The sequence below is a fragment of the Allocatelliglobosispora scoriae genome (genome assembly GCF_014204945.1).
Lineage (GTDB): Bacteria > Actinomycetota > Actinomycetes > Mycobacteriales > Micromonosporaceae > Allocatelliglobosispora > Allocatelliglobosispora scoriae.
Genome location: NZ_JACHMN010000003.1, coordinates 2,809,588 through 2,832,880, shown reverse-complemented (window position 1 = coordinate 2,832,880; position 23,293 = coordinate 2,809,588). Strand labels below are relative to the sequence as shown.

The 23,293-nt window shown below is 72.2% G+C and carries 22 protein-coding genes and 1 pseudogene; 13 read left to right on the top strand and 10 right to left on the bottom strand.

Annotation, left to right across the window (positions count from 1 at the left end):
- Positions 1-215 precede the first annotated feature (215 nt).
- Positions 216-422, top strand: coding sequence for a S1 RNA-binding domain-containing protein (locus F4553_RS38800; RefSeq protein WP_184846560.1), 207 nt, complete (start codon positions 216-218; stop codon positions 420-422).
- 36 nt (positions 423-458) lie between these two features.
- Here F4553_RS38800 and F4553_RS38795 read toward each other — a convergent pair whose 3' ends face one another.
- Positions 459-1,796 carry an FAD-dependent oxidoreductase gene (locus F4553_RS38795; protein ID WP_184846558.1) on the bottom strand — a complete coding sequence of 446 codons (1,338 nt, stop codon included), beginning with the start codon at positions 1,794-1,796 and terminating at the stop codon, positions 459-461.
- A gap of 161 nt (positions 1,797-1,957) precedes the next feature.
- Here F4553_RS38795 and F4553_RS38790 point away from each other — a divergent pair, with 161 nt between their 5' ends.
- A complete protein-coding gene (locus tag F4553_RS38790; RefSeq protein WP_184846556.1) occupies positions 1,958-2,488 on the top strand; it encodes a TetR/AcrR family transcriptional regulator in 531 nt (176 codons plus the stop codon).
- Between the two features lie 16 nt (positions 2,489-2,504).
- On the top strand, positions 2,505-2,867 hold the full coding sequence (locus tag F4553_RS38785) for a hypothetical protein (protein ID WP_184846553.1): 363 nt from the start codon (positions 2,505-2,507) through the stop codon (positions 2,865-2,867).
- On the opposite strand, the gene F4553_RS38780 is transcribed toward F4553_RS38785, so the two are convergent.
- The 3 genes from F4553_RS38780 to F4553_RS38770 are packed head-to-tail and all read right to left on the bottom strand — an operon-like array spanning position 2,783 to position 4,934.
- Complete coding sequence (locus F4553_RS38780) at positions 2,783-3,772, bottom strand: serine hydrolase (RefSeq protein WP_184846551.1); 990 nt, start codon at positions 3,770-3,772, stop codon at positions 2,783-2,785. The genes F4553_RS38785 and F4553_RS38780 overlap by 85 nt on opposite strands.
- 60 nt (positions 3,773-3,832) lie before the next feature.
- A complete protein-coding gene (locus F4553_RS38775) occupies positions 3,833-4,393 on the bottom strand; it encodes a hypothetical protein (RefSeq protein WP_184846549.1) in 561 nt (186 codons plus the stop codon).
- 22 nt (positions 4,394-4,415) lie between these two features.
- A complete protein-coding gene (locus tag F4553_RS38770; RefSeq protein ID WP_184846547.1) occupies positions 4,416-4,934 on the bottom strand; it encodes a DinB family protein in 519 nt (172 codons plus the stop codon).
- A gap of 99 nt (positions 4,935-5,033) precedes the next feature.
- On the opposite strand from F4553_RS38770, the gene abmR reads away from it, so the two are divergent.
- On the top strand, positions 5,034-5,570 hold the full coding sequence (abmR, locus tag F4553_RS38765) for an ATP-binding transcription factor AbmR (RefSeq protein ID WP_184846545.1): 537 nt from the start codon (positions 5,034-5,036) through the stop codon (positions 5,568-5,570).
- On the top strand, positions 5,570-6,028 hold the full coding sequence (locus tag F4553_RS38760) for a group II truncated hemoglobin (RefSeq protein WP_184846543.1): 459 nt from the start codon (positions 5,570-5,572) through the stop codon (positions 6,026-6,028). Before abmR ends, F4553_RS38760 begins: the two co-directional genes overlap by 1 nt.
- Here the strand turns inward: F4553_RS38760 and F4553_RS38755 are convergent.
- Positions 6,025-6,924, bottom strand: coding sequence for a GNAT family N-acetyltransferase (locus F4553_RS38755; RefSeq protein WP_184846541.1), 900 nt, complete (start codon positions 6,922-6,924; stop codon positions 6,025-6,027). The genes F4553_RS38760 and F4553_RS38755 overlap by 4 nt on opposite strands.
- A gap of 155 nt (positions 6,925-7,079) precedes the next feature.
- Positions 7,080-8,141, bottom strand: a complete 1,062-nt coding sequence (locus F4553_RS38750) for a glucose 1-dehydrogenase (protein ID WP_184846539.1) — start codon at positions 8,139-8,141, stop codon at positions 7,080-7,082.
- A gap of 167 nt (positions 8,142-8,308) precedes the next feature.
- Here F4553_RS38750 and F4553_RS38745 point away from each other — a divergent pair, with 167 nt between their 5' ends.
- The 3 genes from F4553_RS38745 to F4553_RS42125 are packed head-to-tail and all read left to right on the top strand — an operon-like array spanning position 8,309 to position 9,574.
- Positions 8,309-8,542 carry a hypothetical protein gene (locus F4553_RS38745; RefSeq protein ID WP_184846537.1) on the top strand — a complete coding sequence of 78 codons (234 nt, stop codon included), beginning with the start codon at positions 8,309-8,311 and terminating at the stop codon, positions 8,540-8,542.
- Positions 8,543-8,552: 10 nt separating this feature from the next.
- Positions 8,553-9,230 (top strand): cupin-like domain-containing protein, encoded by a 678-nt coding sequence (locus tag F4553_RS42130; RefSeq protein WP_221470653.1) that lies wholly within the window; start codon positions 8,553-8,555, stop codon positions 9,228-9,230.
- Positions 9,227-9,574 carry a cupin-like domain-containing protein gene (locus tag F4553_RS42125; RefSeq protein WP_312875551.1) on the top strand — a complete coding sequence of 116 codons (348 nt, stop codon included), beginning with the start codon at positions 9,227-9,229 and terminating at the stop codon, positions 9,572-9,574. The genes F4553_RS42130 and F4553_RS42125 overlap by 4 nt, the downstream gene beginning before the upstream one ends.
- A 110-nt stretch (positions 9,575-9,684) precedes the next feature.
- Here the strand turns inward: F4553_RS42125 and F4553_RS42720 are convergent, their stop codons facing one another.
- Both F4553_RS42720 and F4553_RS42715 read right to left on the bottom strand, forming a co-directional pair.
- Positions 9,685-10,335, bottom strand: coding sequence for a response regulator transcription factor (locus tag F4553_RS42720; RefSeq protein WP_312875550.1), 651 nt, complete (start codon positions 10,333-10,335; stop codon positions 9,685-9,687).
- A complete protein-coding gene (locus tag F4553_RS42715; RefSeq protein ID WP_184846534.1) occupies positions 10,332-12,368 on the bottom strand; it encodes a sensor histidine kinase in 2,037 nt (678 codons plus the stop codon). The genes F4553_RS42720 and F4553_RS42715 overlap by 4 nt, the downstream gene beginning before the upstream one ends.
- A 186-nt stretch (positions 12,369-12,554) precedes the next feature.
- Here F4553_RS42715 and F4553_RS38725 point away from each other — a divergent pair, with 186 nt between their 5' ends.
- The 4 genes and pseudogenes from F4553_RS38725 (at position 12,555) to F4553_RS38715 (ending at position 16,971) form a co-directional block, all read left to right on the top strand.
- The gene (locus tag F4553_RS38725) at positions 12,555-12,707 is read left to right on the top strand and encodes a hypothetical protein (protein ID WP_184846532.1); all 153 of its coding nucleotides are present in this window, start codon (positions 12,555-12,557) and stop codon (positions 12,705-12,707) included.
- A gap of 176 nt (positions 12,708-12,883) precedes the next feature.
- A pseudogene (locus tag F4553_RS43180) lies at positions 12,884-13,826 on the top strand (serine/threonine-protein kinase); the annotation flags it as partial.
- Between the two features lie 230 nt (positions 13,827-14,056).
- Positions 14,057-14,482: a serine/threonine kinase C-terminal domain-containing protein gene (locus F4553_RS43175; RefSeq protein ID WP_512698881.1), complete on the top strand. Its 426-nt coding sequence runs from the start codon at positions 14,057-14,059 to the stop codon at positions 14,480-14,482.
- Between the two features lie 119 nt (positions 14,483-14,601).
- Entirely contained in the window at positions 14,602-16,971 is a 2,370-nt protein-coding gene (locus tag F4553_RS38715) for a M4 family metallopeptidase (RefSeq protein WP_184846528.1), read from the top strand.
- 70 nt (positions 16,972-17,041) lie between these two features.
- Here the strand turns inward: F4553_RS38715 and F4553_RS38710 are convergent, their stop codons facing one another.
- Complete coding sequence (locus tag F4553_RS38710; RefSeq protein WP_184846526.1) at positions 17,042-17,662, bottom strand: hypothetical protein; 621 nt, start codon at positions 17,660-17,662, stop codon at positions 17,042-17,044.
- Positions 17,663-17,801: 139 nt separating this feature from the next.
- Here F4553_RS38710 and F4553_RS38705 point away from each other — a divergent pair, with 139 nt between their 5' ends.
- Positions 17,802-18,770, top strand: coding sequence for an NAD(P)-dependent alcohol dehydrogenase (locus F4553_RS38705; protein ID WP_184846524.1), 969 nt, complete (start codon positions 17,802-17,804; stop codon positions 18,768-18,770).
- Here the strand turns inward: F4553_RS38705 and F4553_RS38700 are convergent.
- Entirely contained in the window at positions 18,767-23,257 is a 4,491-nt protein-coding gene (locus tag F4553_RS38700) for an amino acid adenylation domain-containing protein (protein ID WP_184846522.1), read from the bottom strand. The genes F4553_RS38705 and F4553_RS38700 overlap by 4 nt on opposite strands.
- Positions 23,258-23,293 lie beyond the last annotated feature (36 nt).

Sequence of the window (23,293 nt, the reverse complement as noted above, 5' to 3'; positions counted from 1 at the left end):
TCAGCCTGTCACACCTGCCCGACACGCCCGGCGGGCAGCCTCTTGCCAACCAGCGTGTCCTGACCATAGTGTCGTCGTCGTGACTGCCGGGTCGGCCATGCGCCGTGCACAGATGAGGCGTCCGGCTGTGCCGTGATCACCCGGCGGGCCCGTGGCCCGCCCGCTCCTAGGCAATGCCCGCATGAGCGGAGCCTGCCGAGGAAGGAGGTGATCGCATGTCCCGCTTCGATGAACTCAACGTCGGCGATGTCCTCGTCGGCCAGGTGTCGGCGGTCGTGCCCTTCGGGGTCTTCGTCCGCATCGCCGAGGACGCCGACGGGCTGCTGCACGGTGAATCCGAGCCGCAGACCGGTGCCAGTGTCACGGTGCGCATCCTGGAGATCGACCGTGAGAATCGTCGTGCCAGCCTGGCCAAGGCCTAGCTGACCAGCGGCGGGCGGCCGAGAAGCCGCCCGCCGTCAGCGGCGCGTGATCGCCTTCGCGACGACACCGGGGTGGAAGAGCACCTGCGGCCCGTCGAGCATGTGCAGCACCCGCACGAACCGGTCGTTGACCGCCCGGTCGTGGACCTTCAGCGCGGTGATCCGGTCGAAATACCAGTGCATGAACCGGGTGCCCGCGCCCGGAGTCACGCCGTCGATCGCGCCGAAGCGGTAGTCCTCCCCCGTCGCCATCGTGAACGCGCCCGCGACCAGCCGTGCCGTCTCGCGCTGGAAGCGCTTCGCGAGGTCCGCCGGGAACCCGTCGGCGAGCAGTCGCCGCAGGATGAGGCTCTGCAGCGACGCCACGGTCATCCCCTGGCCGTAGACCGGGTTGAACGAGCACAGCGCGTCACCCAGGACGATCAGGCGCGTCGGCCAGCGGTCCACCTGGTGCACCTTGCGCAGCCGGTTGCCGGTGTGGCGGAACCCCGCGACCGGCGACGCCGGTTCCGCGTCGCGCAGCGCTTCATAGAGCGCGGGGTCGCGCAACCCTCGGAGGTACGCCAGGAAGCCCGCGTCGTCCGTCGGCGGGGCGTCGGCACCGACTCCGTTGACGCTGACGAGCCAGCGGCCGCCCTCCACCTCGATCATGATCCCGGACCGGGGGTGGGTCGGCGGCGCCGCCTGCACGTAGATCGCCTTCCAGTCCTCGGCGAACCCGTCCGGGATGCGGTAGAACCGGCTGGCGTAGCCCATGCCGACGTCCACGATGGTCTCGTCGGGCGCGTCGTAGCCCGCCTCGCCCAGCCAGCCGATCACCTTCGAGCCGCGGCCGCTCGCGTCGACGACGAGGTCCGCGCGCAGCTCCTCCGGCTCGGCACCGGAACCGCGGCGGCGGAGCGTGACCCCGCGTACCTCCCGGGTGTCGTCGAGGACGAGCCCGACGGTCTCGGTGCGATCGAGCACCCGGACCCGGTCGAGCGCCGCGACCCGCTGCCGGATCGCCCATTCCAGCAGGTCCCGGCTCACACCGAGGACGTTGATCCCGGAGCGGTAGCGCGGCGCCCAGCCGGCCGGGGTCAGCCAGCGCAGCGCCTCGGTGGTGTCGACGAGCTGGCCGCCCCGCGACACCACGTCCGCGCCCAGGCCGGGCAGCAGCTCCTCCATCACCTGCTGGCCCCGGGACAGCAGCTGGTGGAAATGCTTCGCCTGGGGTACGCCGCCCCGGCCCTGCGGCTCGGCCGGCAGCTCGTCGCGCTCGACGACGGTGACCTGCTCGAACCGCTCGCTGAGCACCCGCGCGGCGAGCAGCCCGGCGATGCTGGCCCCGATGACGACGGCGTGCGCCGTGCCCGGTCGGTCTGGTGCGGACACGACTGCTCCCCTGGTCCGATGCCACATGTCTTGGTGCGCAACGATAATCGCGCGCTCGCGACCTGCGAGTAACCTTCCGGACACTGTGTCGTCGGAAACGCCGCCCAATTAAGGAACGATCGTTCTTGACTGATCGTTCCCGAAAGGGTTAGGGTCCTTCCATGGGCCGTCCGAGAGCATTCGACGAGGGCGAGGCGATCCGAGCGGCGGCGAGCCTGTTCGCCGACCGGGCCTACGACGGAGTCTCCGTCGACGACCTGGTGGTGCACCTCGGGGTGCACCGCAACAGCCTCTACAAGGTCTTCGGCAGCAAGCGGGGCCTCTACCTGGCCGCCCTGCGGTGGCACCTGGAGCATCAGGTCCGCCCAGTGGCGGCGACGATCGCCGCAGCCCCCGACCCGGCGCGGGCACTGCGGGACGCCTTCTCCGCGATCGACGGCGACCCGGACCTGGACCTGCTGCTGCTCGCCCTGGTCGAGCGTGCTCCGGTCGACGCCGAGGTCGCCGCGGAGGTCGACCGCGGCATGCGCGACCTCGACGCCGCCGCAGCCGTCGCGATCGGCGGCGACACACCCGCAGGGTCGGCCTACACACTCGTCGCGACCCTGCTCGGCCTGCGCATGCGGGCCCGGGCCGGCGCCGGGACCGCCGGGGCCGGCACCTCCCTGCTCGACCGGATCCACCGCACCTGAACACCGAGGAGCATCCATGGCACAGATCCACATCGACAACGAGACCCTGGTCGTCGAGATAGCAGGGCTGGACAAGCTCTGGGCGCTCAAGAGCCGCCTGGAGATCCCGCTGGCCAACGTCCGCGGCGCCACCGCCGACCCCGGCGTGATCCACGAGCCGAAGGGCATCCGCGCGCCCGGCGCCCACGTGCCCGGCGTCATCACCGCCGGAACGTTCCACCTCGACGGGGAGCGCATCTTCTGGGACGTCCGCGACGCTGCCAAGGCCATCGTCATCGAGTTGCACGACGAACGCTACGCACGGCTCATCGTGCAGGTCGACGACCCACGGGCCGCGGTGGCCCTCATCGAAGGGGCCCTCCCCCGCCCGACCGCCTGATGCCTGAGCGTCAGAGACCGGTGCTGGGATCGGGTACGACGACCGGGGGCCGGGACCGGGGCGCCGAAGACCGTGGCGATCACGTCGCTGACCGCGTGCACGCCGTCGCCGATCGTCCGCCCGGCGGGCAGATCGAGCATGGCGGCGACGGCGTAGCGCTCGTCGGGTCCGGCGAAGCCGACCGTGTTGGTGACCCAGTGTTTCCTGCCGCCGTCGGGCTCGATGGACCAGCCGTTCTTCGTCCCCGGCCGCAGGTCGCTGCCCGCCGCCCAGACGCCCCAGCGCTGGATCGGCCCGACTGTCCGCATGCCGTCCACGAGGACCGCGCGGTCCTGCGGGTGCAGCTCGGTCAGGACGTGGATGATTAGTTTCAGCAGGTCCTCGGTGGTGCACTTCATGTGGCCCCAGCTGCGGGCGAAGCCGTCGACGAAGGTCAGCCCGGTCATGCCGTAGTAGCGCCGGAACCGGGGGACCTGGCTGTCGCGGCCGTAGCGGTTCCACAGCGCCGTGGCGGCGGGGTCGGACGAGAAGTCGAGCATGTCGGCGATCTGCCCCCGGGCCTTCGCGTCCAGGGTGATCTCCCCGGCGCGGGCGCGTTCGAGCAGCCCGGTCGCGATCGCCAGCTTGATCGTCGAAGCGGTCCAGGTCGGGTGGTCGGTCCGCCCCGCTCGCCAGGAGGTGCCCTCGACCCGGTCCCGGACGACGATGCCGAGCACTCCCGGCGCGGTGGCGACCAGGCGGGTCGCGGCGGCGAGCTGCTGCTGGAAGCGGTCGGGCGTGGGCGTCGGACTCGGCGCCGGGTCGGTGGGCGGGGTCGGCTCGCCGGGTGACAGGGCCGCGCAGCCGCCGAGCGCTCCGAGCGCCATGCCGAGCACCGCCCTCCGACCGATCGAGGTGTGGTTCACCAGGCAATGGTGCCAGGACCGGCACCGGTGGCAGCACACACCGGCACCGGTCTCAGCCGATCAGTGCCATAGCACCTTGGCGTTGGGGTTGCTGCTCCCGCAGCCCGAGGTGTAACCCGATCCGGTCACCGTCCACCCCACGGGGATCGGCGAGTTCGCGCAGACGAGCACCCCGTTGTAGGGCAGCTGCAGCTGGCGGGCATTGGGGCTGACCCCCGTACACGGTCCGGAGTAGGTGTTGGCCGTGACCACCCAGCCGGTCGGCACGGTCGAGTTCCCGCAGACCAGTACGCCGTTGAACGGCTGCTGCAGCCGGCGCGCGTTGGGGCTGGACCCGGTGCACGGCGACGAGTAGACGTTGCCGGTCACCACCCAGCCCGTCGGCAGGATCGAGTTGCCGCAGATCAGCGCACCCTCGTAGGGCAGCTCGGCCTGGACCGCGTTGATCCCCGATCCGGCACAGCCCGACGAGTGGATGTTCGCGATGATCACATATCCGGCCGGAACCGCGCTCCCGCCGCAGATCACCGCAGCCGACGCCGCGACCGGCACGGCGACCACGGTGGCGGCCGCGAGGCCGATCACGAGCAGCAGACGCTTCGTTGCATCCATGAGCTTCATATCGACGATTGTTACATCGGCACTATGCCCCGGTCACCCCGTCGATGCCCTGGCGCAGCAGGTCAGCGTGGCCGTCGTGGCGGGCGTACTCGGCGATCATGTGCGTGAAGACGAAGCGCAGGGAGATCTCGTCGCCGTCGTCGTCGATGAAGACGCTGTCGAGCGACTCGCCCTCGACGGCCTTGCGGGCCAGCTCCGACTCCTCGACCAGCAGCTCATAGGCGGCCTGCGCCTGGGCCGGGTCGAGGTCGTCGAAGTCGGCGTCGCGGTGCTCGGGGGTCGAGTAGAGCATCGGGACCCACTCGCTGCGGAACCGGCGCCGGAACCAGATGCGCTCGACCTTCGCCAGGTGGCGGAGCAGGCCCAGCAGCGACAGCGACGAACCGGGGACCGAGCGCAGGGCGAGCTGCTCGCCGGTGAGCCCGGCGCACTTGAACAGGAGCGTCGCCCGGTAGTAGTCGAGCATGCCGCGCAGCATCTCCGGCTCGGGAGCGTTCAGCGAGCCGCCGGGTCGAGTGACGTGAGGTGCAGTCCAGGTCATGTGGGCATGGTGCCACATTATTGATCATCTTTCTCCGCTCGCTTCCTCCCTCAGCGAACACCGTTGGCGACAGCACTCCCCCGGTGTAATCATGATTACATGATTACACCCGAGGTTATCGAGGAGCTGCGCGGCTGGTTCGCCGGCCGCCTGCCCGACGACGTCTACACCGAGTTGACCGAGGTCACCGTCGACCGCGAGGAGATCACCGTCATCGGCCGCATCGCCGAGCCCGCGCTCGCCGACGGCACGTCCGAGGTCGAGCGCACGGCGGCGGCCGAGGGCCGGATCGGCGAGTTCCGGGAGCGGACCCGAGGGCAGCGCATGGCCGTCGCGCAGGAGGCCGAGCAGCGTTTCGGCCGCAAGGTCTCCTGGGGTGTCACCTGCGGCGAGCGGACGGCGATCTTCACCAACGTCTCCGCGCCGGTCATGACCCGCCTGCGCCAGCAGGAGCGCAAGGTTCTCGACACGCTGGTCGAGGCCGGAGTCGCCCGCAGCCGCAGCGACGCGCTCGTCTGGTGCGTCCGGCTCGTGCAGTCGAACGCCGACACCTGGCTCGGTGACCTGCGAGACTCGTTGGAGCAGGTCAAGCGGGTCCGGGCGCAGGGTCCGGACGCACCGCCACAGGAGAGCTGATGCCGACACCGTCCATCTTCGACTGGGCCGGCGGTGACGCCGCCTTCGGCCGGCTGACCACCGTCTTCTACACCCGGGTCAGGCAGGATCCGCTGCTCGCGCCGGTCTTCGCCGAGATGGACGAGCAGCACGCCGAGCACGTCGCCGTCTGGCTCGCCGAGGTCTTCGGCGGTCCGGCGAGATACACGCAAGAGCTTGGTGGCCATGCGCACATGGCCACCAAGCACCTCGGTCGCGGCATCACCGAAGCGCAGCGCCGCCGCTGGGTCACCCTGCTGATGGACGCGGCCGACGAAGCCGGCCTCCCGGCCGACCCCGAGTTCCGGGCCGTCTTCGCCTATTACATCGAGTGGGGTACGCGGATGGCGCTCGTCTACTCCGGCGACGACCCGCCGCCGGTGCAGGCGGCCGACGTGCCCCGATGGGGCTGGAACCAGACCCCGCCCTGGACCGGTTAGGCCAGCAGCTTGACGGCGGACCGGTTGGCGCCGACGAACTCATAGCCGAGCCAGGCGTTGATGGCCCGCATCGGCGCGTTGACCAGGTCGTTACCGGTGAAGGCGGTCGTGATCCCGGCCTCGGCGGCGGCCCGCAGCGAGACCGACTTGATGAGCTTCACCAGTCCCCGCCCGCGGAACTCGCGCAGGCAGTCCGAACCCGCCGACATCGCCTTGCCGGTGGCGTAGTTGGCGTTCAGCGCGGTGGTGGCGGCCGGGGCGCCGTCGACGAAGGCGATGATGCTGAGGTCGCGGTCGATGGTCGGCCAGTCCATGATCAGCCAGTCGGCGTAGGGCATGCCCCCGAAGGGCACGTCGCCGGGCTCGTCGCGGGCGGCGAGGTCGACCACGGCGTGCCAGGCCTCCGGACCGCATTCGCGGGCCGTCATCAGCGTCACGCCGGGCGGGGTCGGCGGCAGCGGCGGCAGCACCCGCGGGTCGACCGAGATGAAGCGGTTCGTGGCACCGAGCTCGAACCCGCGCGCCGTGGCGAAGGCCAGCGACGCCGGGTCGTCCATCACGGTGATCTGGACCTGGGTGGCGCCGATCGAGCGCAGGTAGGCCTCGGCCTGGTCGTACAGCGCGGTGCCCAGGCCTCTGCCCCTGGCGGTGGGGTAGACGCCGAGGCTCGCGATCGTGGCGCCGGGCTTGTCCGCGTAGAGGTCGCGCTTGCCCCAGACGTAGGCGTCGAGGCCCTCGTCGGACGGCACGCACACGCGGAACACCTGCGCCTCGGGCGGGTTGCCCTCGAACCAGAGCTCCTGCGTCTCGACGGTGGCGACATGCCACGGCTCGATCGACCGCCGGATGCGGTCCATCCCGGCGACATCGGCGAGCTTGGTTTCTCGGATCAGCACAGGCTGACCGTAACCCGGCTGGCAACCGATTTCCGGACTCGCGGGGACTCCGGGCAACGCAAGATCGCGCTTCTTCCCGGAAGTAAGGCCTACCGACATGCCCTGAGGGGACTACTTCCGGGAATGAACGCGATCTTGCAGAAGAACGCACCCGGTCAGCTAGCGGACCCGTCCAGGGTGAGGACGACCTTGACATCGCCGGGCCGCGGAGCGAACGCCTCGGCGAAGCGCTCCAGTGGCACCCGGCGCGTGATGAGCCGCCCCAGCCACCCGATGTCCGCCCGCGCCAGCGCGTCCGCAGCCGCCGCGTAGTGCGACAGGTTGGCGTTGACCGAACCGATGATCACGTCGTTCTCCAGGACGATGCTGCGGTTGAGCTCACCGGCGTCGACGGTCAGGCTGTGCCCCGCCGACGAGACTCCGGTCAAGCACACGATCCCGAACGGCGCGGTGTTGGCCAGCGCACCGAAGACGACGGGACCCACCCCGGTCGCCTCGATGACCACGTCCGGCCGCAGCGCCCGAGCCACCTCGTCGATGGATCCACTATGGAAGGTCGCGCCCAGGTCCCGGACCAGGGCCGGCTTGGGGCCGTCGGTCACGACATCCAGGACGTGCACGTCGAGACCTCGCTGGACGGCGAGCAGCGCCGCGAGCAGCCCGATCGGCCCGGCACCGGTGATGAGCGCGGTCCGGGGCTGGAACCACGCCCGGGCACCGACCTTGTCGACCTCGTCCCATGCCTTCGCCACCACGCTCGTCGGCTCCATCAGCACGCCGACCTCGGCGAGGCCGGGGTCGAGCTTGACGGCATAGCCGGGCTCGACGTTCCAGGCCTGGCTGGCGTACCCGTCGAGTTGTTTGATGCCCCGCTCGGTGTAGTCGCCGTTGCGGCACATGTCGAACTGACCGTGCGCGCAGGCGCCGCACGGCGCCGGATCCGGGCGGCGGACCACTCCCACGACGAGGTCTCCGGCGGCGAAGCCGCTGCCGGAGGGCGCGTGCCGGACCCGGCCGAGGGATTCGTGGCCGATGACGAGGCGCTCGCGGCCGGGGGGCGCCCAGCCGTAGTCACCTGCGGCGATCTCCCGGTCGGTGCCGCAGACGCCGACGGCGAGGCCGTCGACGAGCAGCTCGCCGTCGCCCGGCTCCGGGTCGGGCACGTCGGTGACGGCGAGGGAGTTCGGCTGCTCGGGTACGACGGTCAGCGCGCGCATCGGTCCGCTTCTCCTGGGTAGTGGTGCCCTCAGGCTACGCCGACCGCACCTTCTCGGCAGGGCAACTGCTGTCCCGGGTGGTCGGGACGCACCGCCCTGGCCGGACGGGACGGCGACCCGGTTACCTGCAGGGGTCGAACACGACCCATCGCTGACAGGAGAATTCCATGCCCCTGACGACGCTCGCGGCTGAGCAGGTCGAGCACATCCCCAGCCACGTCAAGACGACCTACCCCACGTGCAACGAGGCCCGCAGCAGGCGGCTCACGCCTCCGCCGAGCATTCGCCCGGCGGCCGAGCACGTCGACCACATCCCGGCGCACGTCAAGAACAGCTACGTCAACTGCACGGACCTCAGCCGGGGTTCCCGGCTCTCCCCCGCCCCGACCGTCACCCGGTGAGGAAGCAGCGATGACCACCACGGAAGCGACCCGGCTCGACCACGGCTGGCGGATCTGGCTCGCCGAGAACCTCGCGATGGGCGCGCCGGTCGAGGAGGTACGCGCGGCGGCCCTGGCCCAGTCGATCGACCCCGCCGACCTCGATGCCGAGCTGGAGCAGCTCACCGGGCACCCGTATTTCGCGGTCAGCCGGCGGATGGCGCTGCGCTACGACTGGCTGGAGTCCATCATGGATGTCTACCGGCTGCTGCGCAACGGCGACGGCGGGCGGGAACTGGACCGCCGCACGGCGATCGACCCGGCCGAGTTCTTCGCCCGCTACTACTTCGGCCACCGGCCGGTGGTGCTCGACGGGCTGCTCGACGACTGGCCCGCCCGCGAGTGGACCCTCGACGAGATGGCCCGGCGCTGCGGTGACGCCCAGGTGGAGGTGATGACCGGCCGGGAGGCGAACCCCGAGCACGCCTGGCAGTACGACCGGCACCGCACCACGATGCCGTTCGGCGACTATCTGCGGCTGGTCGGGGCGGGCTCGCGTACCAACGACTTCTACATGGTGCCCCGCAACAGCAACTGGCCCGGGGCGCTGCGCCCGCTCGTCGGCGACGTGCGGGCACCGGCCGGGATCATCGACGCGGTCGACGGGACCGAGCACGGCACCTGCTGCTCGGCCCGGCCGGGACCGTGACGCCGCTGCACTTCGACAACAGCAGCGTGCTGCTCTGCCAGGTGCTGGGGCGCAAGCACGTCAAGCTGGTGCCGTCGTTCGAGCGGCACCTGGTCTATCCGCGCGGCGGCACCTTCAGCTCGGTGGACGCGGCCCGGCCGGACCTGGACCGCCACCCGCTCTTCGCCGAGGCGACGGTGCTCGACGTGGTGCTCGAACCGGGCCAGGCCGTCTTCATTCCGGTCGGCTGGTGGCACTGGGTGCACGCGCTGGACGTCAGCGCGACGGTCACCTTCCACCACTTCCAGGTCCCCGGCGCCAACCACAAGATCGCCACCCCGCCGGCTGCTGGTGCCGCCGACTAACGCCTTGATCGCGTCGTTTTCCGGAAACAGTCCCCTCAACAGCAGGCGGAAGGCCCAGTTTCCGGGAAACAACGCGATCATCACGGGGAGGGAGCGGGGAGGCGGCGCGCTCACGGTTTGCCCAGGCCCTCGGCTCGGGCGCGGGCGATCGCCTCGCCGCGGCTGTTCGCCTGGATCTTCACCAGGATGTTGGAGAGGTTGTTGCGCACCGTCTTGGGGCTGAGCCCGAGGCGGTGCGCGACGGCGGCGTTCTCCAACCCGAGTGCGACGAGGTGCAGCACCTCGCGTTCCCGGTCGGTGAGCTGCGGAAACGGGGCCGCCGGACCGCCGTGGGCGCCGGTGAGCAGCCCGGCGGCCTGCGCGGCGATCGCCGCACCGAACATCAGGCCGCCGTGCGCCACCGAGCGGATGGCGCGCTCGACCTCGGCCGGTCCGGCCTCCTTGAGCAGGTAGCCGCGAGCACCGGCCCGCAGTGCCGCGAAGAGCGAGTCGTCGTCGTCGAGGGTCGTCACCACCAGCACCCCGACCTCCGGCTGCCGGGCGGTGACGATCCGGGTCGCCTCGATGCCGGAGCGGTGCTGGAAATGCAGGTCCATCAGGACCACGTCGGGGCGGAGCTCCTCGATGACCCGCAGCGCCTCGTCGATGTCGGCGGCCTCGCCCGCGCACTCGACACCGTCGAAGGTCGACACCAGGGCGGTCATCCCCAGCCGGAAGACGGGATGGTCGTCGACGACCACGACCCGGATCGGCGCCGTCACGCCGCGACCCGCTGCCGGGGCACCCGCAGCCGCACCGTGGTGCCGGTGGGCCGGGTCGGTTCGACCGTCAATGATCCGCCGACCGCATCGGCCCGTTCCCGCATCGACTGCAGCCCCATCCCCGCTGATCGGCCGGCCGTCGGGCCGGTCCCGTGGTCCACGACCGTCACCTGAAGCTCTCCGTCCTGCGTCTCGACCAGCACGTCGCACCGCTCGACGCGGGCGTGCCGGTGCACGTTGCGGACGGCTTCGGCGACCACCCCGTAGACGGCGGTCGCCACCTCGCCGGACAGCTGCCGCTGCGACGGATCGACGCTCACCGTCACCGCGAACCCGGCCAGGGCGTAGCGCTCGGCGAGGGTGTGCAGAGCCGGCAGCAGGTCGCCGTCGGCGAGGTCGGCCGGGAGCAGCGCCCGGGCCAGGTGCCGGACCGACTCCGCCCGCTGGTTCATCTCCTCGGTGAGCCGTTCGAGCAGCTGCTCGGCGGCGGCGAGGTCGCGGTGCAGCAGGTTGCGGGTCGCGGCGAGCCCGAGACCGATGCCGCTCAGCGCCGGGCCGAGCCCGTCGTGCAGGTCCCGGCGCAGCGTGCGCCGCTCCTCGTCGCGGGCCTCCGCGAGGCGCCGCCGCGACCCGGCCAGGGCCTCGTTGGTGACGGCGAGGTCGACGACCGCGCCCGCGACCGGCGCGAGGTCCGCCAGCGCCGCAGCCGCCCGGCCCCCCAGCCGCTCGCCGGGGCGCGGCCAGGCGACCAGCTCACCGACCGTCCGCTCACCACTGACGAGGGGTACGCGCACCGGCGGCCCGCCGCTCCCCGGCACCGCACCGGCGGCGGCGCCGGGCGCGGAGCCCAGCGGATAGACGGTGATCGTGACCCGGTCCAGCCGCAGCGACGAGGCGATGGCGGAAGCCACCGTGTCGATCATGGGCTCGTCGTGGCCGGCGCTGCCGAGGCGCTGCACCACCTGCCGCATCAGCGGTTCGCGCCCCTCCCCGTGCACCAGCCGGTCCACCCGTCGCTGCACCCATTGGCGCAACGGCTGGAAGGCGGCGGCGAGAACGGCGGTGACCAGCACCTTCGGGACGAACGAGTCGGCCGGCAGCACCCGGTCCAGCAGCAGCACCCCACCGGTGTAGCCGGCGATGACGACCGCGGTCATGAGCAGCCAGACCAGGGTCCGCTGGACGGCGAGGTCGATGCCCCACAGCTGCTGGCGCAGCACGACGACGAGGACGGCGGCCGGGAAGAAGAGCTGCGAGGCGAGCATGAGCAGCGCGGGAGCCTGCGCGGGCAGCCGCTCGGCGAACGACGGCGGCAGGGAGGCGATGGCGAAGGCGAAGCTGAGCAGGGTGCTGCCGACGGCGAGCCAGCCCAGTCCGTGCCGCTGTGCCCGGGGCTCGGTGTGGCGGCGGCGGAGCACCCCGGCGGTGGCGAGCAGCCCGAGCGGGATCACCGCGTACATGGCCGGGCCGAGGATCTCCACGCGCAGTCGGCGCAGCTCCGGATCGGTGACGTGGAAGAGCCCGTAGGGCGCCGGATTGGTGAGGGCGACGAGGACCGCGGCGATCACGTAGCCGATCCCCAGGCTCACCGCGGCCGCCCGGACCACCCGCAGGCCTCGCCCGGGCGCGTCTGCCGGCAGCAGCCACGGCAGCAGGACCACCAGGCCGTAGAGGCCGGGCAGCCAGGCCCAGGTGTGCGCGCCGATCAGCAGGTCCGGCGCCCACAGCTGCGGGTGGCGGACCGCCAGCAGCTCCCACTGCGAGGAGAAGGCGGAGAAGGCCCCGCCGATGGCCGCCGCGGCGACGATCCAGCCGGTCAGATGGGTCCGGCGGCCCAGGATCAGCCACGCCACGGCACCGTAGACGATCCCGTCCGCGAGGTCGACCAGCGCGTAGAGCTGGGTGGCGGTGGCCGACGGCTGAACCGCGATCCAGGCCGCGAACGCCGCTGCGGTCAGCAGCCCGGTCACGCTCGCCACGGTCCACGCCGCCACCCGGCGGCGTACCGGGCCGGCAGGCAGTGCTGTTGTCACGACGATCATTCTGCCGGACCGGCACCGCGCCGAACGGGCCAGGCAGGAGGGCCGGACGGCTGGTCCGGGGTGTCCCGACGGGACGGGTCAGCTGTCACTGGCCGGCGGGCCGCCACCGGCGCGAGGCTCTCCCTGCGGCACCCGCCGCACCTGCCGCGACCTGCGGCCGACCCGATCGGAGAACCCGTGCAGTCCGTCACCCCGGCACCGACCAGCGATGCCGCCGCCGAGCACGTCGACCACATCCCCGCGCACGTCAAGGGCTCCTATGTGAACTGCGAGCAGTACGCCCGCCAGCCACGCCTCACCCCGACACCGGGACGGCCAGCCGGACGCTGATCCACCCGCACCGCAGGCACCCGCTCCCAGCAGCGGGTGCCTGCACCCATCCCGTAGAGAGGACCTCGAAACGATGAGCACCGACGGCGGCACGGGGAACGGCATCGCGGGCACCCTGCCGCAGGACCGCACGATCGCGGTGCATAGGACGTGACCGGATCGGGTAGGAGTGGGGGATGCCCATCAGCTCCGAGACTCTCGTCGGCGACCGCTACCGTCTGATCCGCCAGCTCGGCCAGGGCGGCATGGGCCGGGTCTGGCAAGGGCTCGACGAGGTGCTGGGCCGCGACGTGGCGCTCAAGGAGCTGGTCGTGCCGCCGGGACTCTCCGAAGAGGAACGCCAGGAGCTGCGCGAACGCTCCGCCCGCGAGGCACGGGCCATCGCCCGCCTGAGCCACCCCAATGTGGTCCGCGTCTTCGACGTCTTCACCGGGGAGGGCGGCGATCCGTGGATCGTCATGGAGTACGTGCGGGGTGTCTCGCTGCACGACGCCATCCCGGTGCCGCCGCGCCGGGCTGCCGAGATCGGGCTGGGCGTCCTGGCTGCGCTGCAGGCGGCGCACCGGGCCGGAGTGGTGCACCGGGACGTGAAACCGGGCAACGTGATGCTCTCCGACGAGGGCCGGGTGCTGCTCACCGACTTCGGCATCGCCACCGCGCCCGGCGATTCGAGCATCACCCGGACCGGCATCATGTTCGGTTCCCCGGCCTTCATGGCGCCCGAGCGGGTGCACGACAGCCGTACCGGGCCGTCCTCGGATCTCTGGTCGCTGGGCGCGACGCTCTACACGGCGGTCGAGGGGCACTCCCCCTTCGAGCGGTCGTCACCGCTGGCGACCCTCACCGCGCTGGTGACCGAGCCCCTGCCGCCGCCCCAGCACGCCGGTGTGCTGCGACCGGCGCTGGACGGGCTGCTGCAGAAGGACCCGGCGGACCGGATCAGCGCGGAGCGGGCGGAGCAGCTGCTCCGGGCCGCCGTCGCTGCTCCCCTGGCCCGGGCTCCGCTCGCTATCGCCGCCCCGCCCGCCATCGAGGCCGCGCCGCCGGTCAGCCCACCGCGAGCCGTGCCCGCCCTCGTGGCCACCGGACGGTCGTCCCGACGGATTCCCCGGGCGGCCCTGCTCGGTGGCGCGGCGGTCCTGCTGATCGTGGCGGTGCTGGCCGGGGTGCTGCTGACCCGGGAGCCGGACCGGCCGTCCTCCCCCGTCGCCCAGCCCTCCACCAGCCCCGCCACGATCAGCAAGGCGCCCGTCTCCCCGAAGGTGTCGCCGTCACCGACGCCGACGCCGCGGATCTCGGCGTCTCCGTCACCGGCCCCGTCCGGGTTCCAGCTGCCCGCCGGGTGGCAGATGCGCGATGACGGGACCGGGTTCGCGGTGCCCGTACCGAATGGGTGGCGGTTCGGCCGGGACTCCGACGGCCGCGCCTATTGGCGGCATCCGAGCAACGGCACGCTCCTGCTCATCGACCAGACCCGCCACCCGAAGTCGGATCCGGTGAAGGACTGGCGCAACAACGAGGCGGCCCGGCGCAGCGGCTACCGCGACTACGCCCGGGTGCGGCTGGAGGCCGTCGACTACTGGGACAAGGCCGCCGACTGGGAGTTCACCTACACCAGCAGCGGGGGCGCCGCCCTGCACGTGCTCAACCGGGGGTTCGTCACCGCGCCGGACCAGGCCTACTCGATCTACTGGAGCACCGCGGCCGGGCTGTGGAACGACCAGGCGGACGAGCTCCAGGTCGTCATCACCGGATTCCGTCCCGCCCGGAGCTGACCGCCGCGCGCCGACTCCACGATTCGGCTTGGCACTGTCAAATTCTTTCATACATCGTCACTGCTCGATATAACTGATACCTCAGCGACTACCTCGCTGAATCGATCAGGGGAGGACGTATGAGAAGAACCCTCGGAATCGCCGGTGCCGCGCTGCTCGCGGCCGGCCTGCTGGCGGGGACCGCGCCGAGCGCCGCCGCCGGGACCGCCGGTCCGGACGCGGTGGTCGCGGCGGCCGACCAGTTGCTCCAGCAGCACCGGGCCGATCTACAGGCCGCCGCCAGTGGTGAGGCCTATGTGGTCAACCGTTCGAAGACCGACGCCAATGGTGCCGGGCACGTCCGTTACGACCGGACCTACAACGGTCTGCGCGTCCTCGGTGGCGACTTCAGCATCCACACCGCGCCCGGCGGCGCCTACGCCGGCACGTCGGTCGGCCTCGCCGCACCGCTGACGATCTCCACCGCCGCGAAGGTCACCCCCTCGGCCGCCGTCAAGGCAGCCAAGTCCGCCTTCACCGGCAAGATCACCGGCGCCGGCAGCCCCGAGCTCTTCGTGGACGCCACGTCGGGCTACGGCAAGCTCGCCTACGAGACCGTCGTCTCCGGCTGGGCCGCCGACGGACAGACCCCCTCTGTCCTGCACGTCATCACCGACGCCGTCAACGGCAACGTGATCGGCTCCTTCAACGACGTCAAGCACGTCAACGGCACCGGCCAGGGCGTCTACACCGGCACCGTCACCATCGACACGACCCTGTCGGGCAGCACCTACTCGATGGTCGACCCGTCGCACGGCAACGGCCGCACCTGCGACCTCAACGGCGGCACCTCCACCTGCACCACCTTCACCGACGCCGACAACGTGTGGGGCAACGGCCTGGCGTCCAACCGCCAGTCGGCCGGTGTCGACGCGCACTTCGGTGCCGCGAAGACGTTCGACTACTTCAAGAACGTCCACGGCCGCAACGGCATCTTCGGCAACGGCGCTGGTGTGCCGAGCCGGGTGCACTACGGCAACGCGTACATCAACGCGTTCTGGGACGGCTCGCAGATGACCTACGGCGACGGCGCCGGCAACAACCGGCCCCTGACCTCCATCGACGTGGCCGGCCACGAGATGAGCCACGGTGTCACCGAGGCCCTGGCGGGCCTGGTCTACTCCGGCGAGTCGGGCGGCCTCAACGAGGCGACCTCGGACATCTTCGGCAACATGGTCGAGTTCTACGCCAACTCGCCCGGCGACCCCGGTGACTACGACGTCGGCGAGAAGATCAACATCAACGGCAACGGCACCCCGCTGCGCTACATGTACAACCCCCCGCTGGACGGCTCGTCGCACGGCTGCTGGTCGACCTCGACCAAGAACGTCGACGTGCACTACTCCTCGGGCGTCGCCAACCACTTCTTCTTCGACCTCGCCGAGGGCACCGGCTCGACCGCTTACGGCACCAGCCCGGTCTGCGGCTCGGCTCCGGCCGTGGTCGGCATCGGTCGCGCCAAGGCCGAGAAGATCTGGTACCGCGCCCTGGACCTCTACTTCACCACCAACACCAGCTATGTCAACACCACGACGCCGGCCAACACCGCCCGCGCCTACACGCTGCGTGCCGCGACCGACCTCCACGGCACCTGCACCACGGAGTACAAGGCCGTCCAGGCCGCGTGGACCGCCGTCAACGTCGCCGGTTCTGACGCCCCCTGCACCGGCACCGGCAACGACTTCTCCATCGCGGTCTCGCCGACGTCCGGCTCGGTCAACCCGGGCGGCTCCGTCACGACCACCGTCAGCACCGCGCTGACCAGCGGCTCCGCCCAGACCATCGCCCTCACGGCGTCCGGTCTGCCCAGCGGCGCCACGGCCGCCTTCAGCCCGGCCTCCGTCACCACCGGCGGCAGCTCCTCGCTCGCCATCGCCACCAGCGCCTCGACACCGCCGGGCAGCTACGTGGTGACCGTCACCGGCACCGGTACGTCGGCCACCCACACCACGCCGTACACCCTCGTGGTCAACGGCACCGGCACCTGCTCCAGCCCCGGCCAGAAGCTCGGCAACCCCGGCTTCGAATCGGGCAACACGGTCTGGACCGCCTCGACGGGCGTCATCGGCCAGTGGGCCGCCAGCGGCGAGCCGACCCACGGCGGCACCTGGAACGCCTGGCTCGACGGCTACGGCACCACGCACACCGACACGCTGTCGCAGACGGTGACGATCCCGGCGGGCTGCTCCAGCTACGTCCTGTCGTTCTGGCTGCACATCGACACCGCCGAGACGACCACCACCGTCCAGTACGACAAGCTGACCGTCAAGATCGGCTCAACCACCCTGGCGACCTACTCCAACCTCGACAAGGCCGCCGGCTACGTCCAGCGGACCTTCAACGTGTCGGCCTTCGCCGGCCAGACCGTCACGCTGCTCTTCACCGGCGTGGAGGACCCCTACCTGCAGACCTCCTTCGTCATCGACGACACGTCGCTGACGGTCTCCTGACCCACCCCTCCCCGGAAAAACGGTGCCTCCGCGGCGACCCCGCGGAGGCACCGCCACCTGTAGATCGTGGTCACCGGGTGCCGTTCCGCCCGGAGCCGGCACGCCTCGCGGCGAGGACCGCGTCCCAGTCGGGGTCGGCCGCCGCCTCGGTGCGGGAACGCAGGTATTCGACGGTGTCCTCGCCGCGCAGGAGGACGGCGATCCAGACGCCGAGGACCAGCCCGGCCACCTCGGCGGGGTAGATCAGCAGGAAGTAGCCCGGTGCCACGATCAGCGAGTTGACGAGGTCCTCGATCACCTGGTTCTGGGTGGAATCGACGAACGGGCTGATCCCGATGGAGGAGTCCTGCCCCATCAGGGCGAACTGGCCGAAGAAGACCGACCCTGCCGTGATCCAGGCGGCGACGCGGGCCCAGGGGTCGACCCGGCGGACGAGCAGCCAGGCCGCCAGGGAGGCGATGGCGCCGAGGGCGCCGACCCAGATCGCGATCTGGGCGGCGGCGTCGAGATTGGAGACCGCCCGCTCGGCGTCGGAGGTGATCGAGGCGAGGCTGATCGCGTGGGCCGCGTTGGCCCGCACGTAGCGAAGCTCCAGGACACCGGCGAGGAGCTGCACGGCCGCGACGGCGCCCGTCGCGATCAGCAACCAGCCGAGGACGCGGACAGCCCGAGGTCGTTCGCTCAGCGTCATGCCGCCGACTGTAGAAGGTCGACACCTCCCGCGCCGCCCCGCGCTGATGTTAGATATTTTTGACACGGTGTCAGTTTTACTTTACCGTGGTCCATGTCAAGTTTTCTAGACACCGGTTCCTGGCAGTAAGGGCGGCAACATGAGGGCGATCGTCTACGACACCTACGGGACACCCGGCGTCCTGCGCCTCGCCGAGGTGCCGACGCCGGTGCCCGCCGCGGGTGAGGTGCTGATCCGGGTCCGCGCCAGCACGGTCGGACCCGCCGACTGCGCTGCCCGGCAGGCCGACCCGGCGTACTCCCGGATGGTCTTCGGCCTTTTCTCACCCCGCAAGCCGATCCTCGGCAGCGACCTGGCGGGCGAGGTCGCGGCGCTCGGCGCCGGTGTCACCGGCTTCGCCGTCGGCGACCGGGTCCTCGCCGCGACCGGTGCCGCGTTCGGCACGCACGCCGAATACGCCCTCCTGCCGCAGGTCGCGGTCGTGCCGACCCCCGATGGGCTCGGTGACGCCGACGCCGCCGCGCTCATCGGCGGCGGCCTGACGGCGCTGCCCTTCCTGCGCGACCACGGCCGCCTCCGCGACGGCCAGCGCATCCTGATCAACGGTGCCTCCGGCGCGGTCGGCACCGCCGCGGTGCAGCTCGCGAAGCACTTCGGCGCGAGCGTCACCGCGGTGTGCAGCACCACCAACCTCGACCTGGTCCGGTCGCTCGGCGCCGACGAGGTGATCGACCACACCCGGGAGGACTTCACCCGGCTCGGCGGCGGCTTCGACGTCGTCTTCGACGCGGTCGGCAAGAGTTCCTTCGCCAGGTGCCGGGGTCTGCTGAAGCCGGGCGGGGCCTACCTCACCACCGTTCCGTCCCCCGCGGCGCTCCTCCAGACGCTCTGGACCCCGAGGTTCGGCCGCAAGCGGGTCGTGCTCGCCTTCACCGGGCTGCGCTCACCCGCCGTGATGGCCGAGGACCTCGCCGTCCTCACCGGCCTCGCCGCGGCGGGCCGCCTGCGCGCGGTGATCGACCGCAGCTACCCGCTGGAGCAGGTCGCCGACGCCCACCGCTATGTGGACACCGGCCGCAAGCGGGGCGCCGTCGTCGTCACCGTCTAGAAGAGCCCCGACCCCGACGGATCGGGCAGGAACCCGGTGCGCTGGAAGAAGTCGAGATAGGTCGTGATGAGAGCCGCGTCGGCGGGCGGGCAGTCGGTGTCGTCGGGGTGCAGGAAGACCTCGTGGTCGTCGCTGCGCGCCGCCGCGAGGAAGGCGTCGACCAGCGGATGCGCGGCGTTCCCGGGATCGGCGGCGACCAGGTCGGCCCACTTCTGCGGATCGATCTCGGCGAGGTCGTGCCCGGCCGCGCGCAGCTGGTCGACGAGCTGCGCGAAGGTGACGAGCACCGGGTTGGCGTGGTGCAGGACGCCCTCGGCGCCCCGCCGCACCGCCCCGGCCACCGCCCGCGCCGCATGGTCGACCGGCACCAGGTCAAAAGCGAGATCCACATCGGCGGGTACGCCGTTGACCTGCACGCATCCTTTGAGGACGCGCCACAGGAAGTCGTCGGTCTGGCAGGCCCCGGTGCCGGTGGCCCCGCTGATGCGGGCGATCCGGTGGACGGCGACCCGCAGCCCCCGCTCGGCGGCGAGCCCGGCGATGCCCTCGACCACCCATTTCGTCTGCTGGTAGCCGGTGACGAGCCGATCGACCGGTCCCGGCGCGGCGGTGGCGGGCTGCCGGGCGGTGCCCCGGGGCGCGTGCCCGAAGACCCCCATGGACGAGAGGTGGTGCACCGGCACGCCCGCGTCGGCGGCGAGGCGCAGGATCCGCCGGGTGCCCGCGACGTTCGCCGGGGCGAGCTGGGCGTATGTCTGCAGCCAGTGCACGCCCGCACCGGCGTGCACGACGGTGCCGGTGCTCGCCGCGAGCCGCTGCCACGCCGTGAGCGTCAGCCCGAGGGTGGGCGCGGCGAGATCGCCGCAGACCACCTCCACCTGGCCCGCCGGGTAGGCGAGGCCGTAGCGCTTGAGGTTGGCGTGCAGCCGCGCCACCCCGTCGGCCGCCCGCTCGGCCCGGACGAGGCAGGTGATCCTCGCCTCCGGGTCGGCGGCGAGCTCGCTGAGCAGGAAGGCGCCGAGGAACCCGGTGGCGCCGGTGAGCAGCACCCGCCCGCCGCCCGCCTTCGGCCGCCGGGCCGTGAACTGCGCGGGCAGGCTGACCTCCGCGGTGAGGTCCAGCCGCGCCGGGGGCGACTGCGACCCGGCCAGGTACGCCGCGAGCCGCCCCGGCGTCGGATGGCTGAAGAGTTCGGCGATCGTGAAGGCGATGCCCTCCGTGCGGGCGGCGGCGACGAGACCGACGGCACGCAGGCTGTCGCCGCCGAGGGCGAAGTAATCGCTGTCGGCGCCGGTGTCGTGGCCGAGGCTGCGGTCGAAGAGCAGGCAGATCCGCCGTTCCAGGTCGGTACGCGGTGCGACCGGCGGTGGGCCGGAGCGCCGGACCGGCGCGGGCAGCGCACCACGGTCGATCTTGCCGTTGGCGGTCTGCGGCATCCGGTCGAGCACCGTCACCGTCGCCGGGACCATGTAGTCCGGCAGGTGCCGGGCGAGTTCGCCGCGGACCACGGCGGCGTCGATCCCGCCGTCGGCGGTGACGTAGGCGGCGAGCTCGGCCTCCCCGCCGTCGCGGCGCGCCATCACGACCGCCTGCCGGACGCCGGGCTGCGCGGTCAGCAGCGCCTCGATCTCGCCGAGCTCGATGCGGAAGCCCCGGATCTTGACCTGGTGGTCGGTGCGGCCGAGGAACTCCAGCTCGCCGAGGGCGTTGCGGCGGACCAGGTCGCCGGTGCGGTAGAGCCGCCCGCCGGGGCGGAAGGGATCCGGGCGGAACCGCTGCGCCGTCAGCTCCGGCCGGTGCAGGTAGCCGTCGGCGACGCCGTCGCCACCGATGCAGAGCTCGCCCGGCACGCCCTCCGGCAGCGGCTGCAGGTGCTGGTCCAGGATGTAGAGCCGGGTGTTGGCGACCGGTTCGCCGAGGGTGATCGAGGTACCCGGCATCACGTGGCCCACCGTGGACCAGATCGTGGTCTCGGTGGGTCCGTAGAGGTTCCAGACCGCGCCGACCCGGTTGAGCAGGCTGTCGGCGAGGTCGCGGCTGAGCGCCTCGCCGCCGCAGAGGGCGCTGAGGCCCGGCTCCCCCGCCCAGCCCGCGGCGATGAGCATCTTCCAGGTCACCGGCGTCGCCTGCAGCACGGTCGGCTTGACGCTCTCGACCAGCTCCAGCAGCGCGTGCCCGTCCCGGGCCGTGGCCGACGGTGCGATGTGGACAGTCGCGCCGACGAGCAGCGGGCCGAAGAGTTCCAGCGCGGCGATGTCGAAGCAGACCGTGGTGACCGCGAGCATCCGGTCGCCTTCGGCGAGGCCGGGTTCGCCGACCATGGAGCACAGGAGGTTGGTCAGGGCCCGGTGCCCCACCTGCACGCCCTTCGGCCGCCCCGTCGTACCGGAGGTGTAGATGACGTATGCCCGGGCGTCCGGGTCGCCACGGTCCACCGCAGTGGTGTGCGTGCCGACCAGCGCCAGGTGCAGCAGCCCGGGTGCGGCCGCCGCGAGCACCGGGTCCGGTGCGCGGTCGACGATCAGCAGTCGGACCCGGGCGTCGTCGAGCATCGCCGCGATGCGTTCCGGCGGGTAGACCGGGTCGAGCGGCACGTAGGCGGCGCCCACGGTCAGCACCGCCAGCAGCGCGGCCACCAGGTCGGCGGAGCGGTCCAGGTAGACCCCGACGAGATCGCCCGGCCCCGCACCCCGGTCGGCCAGCTCGGCCGCGATCGCCGCCACCCGGTCCCGCAGCTGCCGGTAGGTGAGCGCCCGCTCGGCGTCCTGGACCGCGATCGCGAGCGGGGTCCGCTCCGACTGCGCCGCGATGAGGTGCTGCACGCAGCCCTGCCGTGGCTGGTCGGCGGCGGCCGCGGCGAGCGCCGGCCGGTCCCGGGCGGCCGGGGCGAGCAGCGGTACCCGGTCCAGGGGCGCGTCGTCCACGCCGTGCCAGAACACCGAGAACGCCTCGGCCAGCGACCGGGCCTCCGGTTCCGCGAGCGCCGCCGTCGAGATCGACCAGCGGCAGCCGCCCGCCGGGTCGATCTCGATCCGCAGCGCCGTGCCCGGCGTGGTGGGGGTGGCGGTGCCGGAGAGGTCGAGCTCGATCGGCAGCGGATCGTCGAAGCTCCGGACGCCGTGCAGCTGGGGATAGCGCAGGAACACGTCGCGCAGGTAACCGCCCCAGCCGCCGATCAGCTCCAGGTCGGCGGTGAGCTCTTCGGCGTACCCGGCGAAGGTTTCCGTCAGCGCGGGGACCGGGAGGGGCACGACCGCCGCGACCAGGCCGTCACCCGGGCCGGGGGTGAGCCGGAGCCCGACGGCGCCCGGGTCGCCGCGGCCGATGCGGGCGAGGTAGGCGCAGACCGCGGCGGCGGTCGTCGCGGCCGATCCGGCGCGGTTGCCGGGGGCGGGCACCTCGATGACGTGCCAGGCCACGGCCTCGGCGGCGCCGGCGCGGAACGGCAGGTCCATGGGGGACGACGCGGCGAGCCGGGCCACCCACCGGGCCTCGTGGCGCAGCGCGGTTCGGGCCGCCGAGGTCAGCGCCGCCCGCTGTGGCGCGGTCGGGTCGGCGAGGACGCTGCCCCGGCGCAGGTCCGGGTCGCGCCCGACCTCGATCGGACGGCCGCTGAGCGTGGTGATCCGGCCGAGCACCAGGTCGCGGTCGACGGTCGCCACGGTCAGCCTGCCGTCGGCGCAGGAGAGCACCGTTCCCGGCGGCTCCGCCGACCAGGCACCGGAGGGTTCGGCGGCACCGACGGCGAGGAGCCGGTCCCCGGCGAGCAGCTTCGCCGTGCCGAACCCGTTGGCGTGCACCCCGAAGTCGCAGGCCCGGACCAGGGCGGCGATGCGATGCGCCGGATCGGTCCAGCGGATCGCCAGCGCACCGTCAGGCCGGTCGCCTGCGGCGTGGTAGGTCCGCCGACCCAGGTCCTGGACCGTGCGGGTGAGCGTCCCGGCGGCGATCTGCCCGACCAGCTCGGCGAAGGCGTCCAGTCCGGCCTCGTAGCAGCGGTGGTTGAGGATCGCGCTGGTCTCGTCGGGGCCGATCGCGAACGCTCGCCGCACCAGGATGTCCCCGGCGTCGGCCTGCGCCGTCATGACGTGCCAGGTGATGCCGTGGCCCGCCGACTCGCGCAGCAGCGCCCAGGCGGTCGCGTGGACACCCGCGTCGGCGGGGAGCAGCCCGTCGTGGAAGTTGACCGGCAGGCGGCGCGGCAGCGCCAGCACCGCATCCGGCAGCATCCGCAGGTGCACCACGCTGAAGAGGAAGTCGAACGGCTCGCCCGCCCGCTCCGGCGCGAGGCCGGTGACGGTGACGGCGGTGGGCACCCGCTGCTCGGCGGCCCACGCCCGCACCGCGGCCGACTCGCTCGCGACGCCGGTCAGCACGCCGCCGCGCGCCAGCCACAGCTGCGCGCACTCGATCGTCAGGGCGCTCTCCCCGACGAAGACCGCGGAGCCCGGCACCGGCCCGTCCGCCATGTTCAACCTCGCAACCATCGGCATGACCTGCGAAAGAAAAACGATCAAGCGGCG

Coding starts and splice junctions, on each gene's coding strand:
- F4553_RS38800 (WP_184846560.1), top strand. CDS start 216: ATGTCCCGCTTCGATGAACTCAACGTCGGCGATGTCCTCGTCGGCCAG.
- F4553_RS38790 (WP_184846556.1), top strand. CDS start 1,958: ATGGGCCGTCCGAGAGCATTCGACGAGGGCGAGGCGATCCGAGCGGCG.
- F4553_RS38785 (WP_184846553.1), top strand. CDS start 2,505: ATGGCACAGATCCACATCGACAACGAGACCCTGGTCGTCGAGATAGCA.
- F4553_RS38775 (WP_184846549.1), bottom strand. CDS start 4,393: ATGAAGCTCATGGATGCAACGAAGCGTCTGCTGCTCGTGATCGGCCTC.
- F4553_RS38770 (WP_184846547.1), bottom strand. CDS start 4,934: ATGACCTGGACTGCACCTCACGTCACTCGACCCGGCGGCTCGCTGAAC.
- abmR (WP_184846545.1), top strand. CDS start 5,034: ATGATTACACCCGAGGTTATCGAGGAGCTGCGCGGCTGGTTCGCCGGC.
- F4553_RS38760 (WP_184846543.1), top strand. CDS start 5,570: ATGCCGACACCGTCCATCTTCGACTGGGCCGGCGGTGACGCCGCCTTC.
- F4553_RS38750 (WP_184846539.1), bottom strand. CDS start 8,141: ATGCGCGCGCTGACCGTCGTACCCGAGCAGCCGAACTCCCTCGCCGTC.
- F4553_RS38745 (WP_184846537.1), top strand. CDS start 8,309: ATGCCCCTGACGACGCTCGCGGCTGAGCAGGTCGAGCACATCCCCAGC.
- F4553_RS42130 (WP_221470653.1), top strand. CDS start 8,553: ATGACCACCACGGAAGCGACCCGGCTCGACCACGGCTGGCGGATCTGG.
- F4553_RS43175 (WP_512698881.1), top strand. CDS start 14,057: ATGCGCGATGACGGGACCGGGTTCGCGGTGCCCGTACCGAATGGGTGG.
- F4553_RS38715 (WP_184846528.1), top strand. CDS start 14,602: ATGAGAAGAACCCTCGGAATCGCCGGTGCCGCGCTGCTCGCGGCCGGC.
- F4553_RS38710 (WP_184846526.1), bottom strand. CDS start 17,662: ATGACGCTGAGCGAACGACCTCGGGCTGTCCGCGTCCTCGGCTGGTTG.
- F4553_RS38705 (WP_184846524.1), top strand. CDS start 17,802: ATGAGGGCGATCGTCTACGACACCTACGGGACACCCGGCGTCCTGCGC.
- F4553_RS38700 (WP_184846522.1), bottom strand. CDS start 23,257: ATGGTTGCGAGGTTGAACATGGCGGACGGGCCGGTGCCGGGCTCCGCG.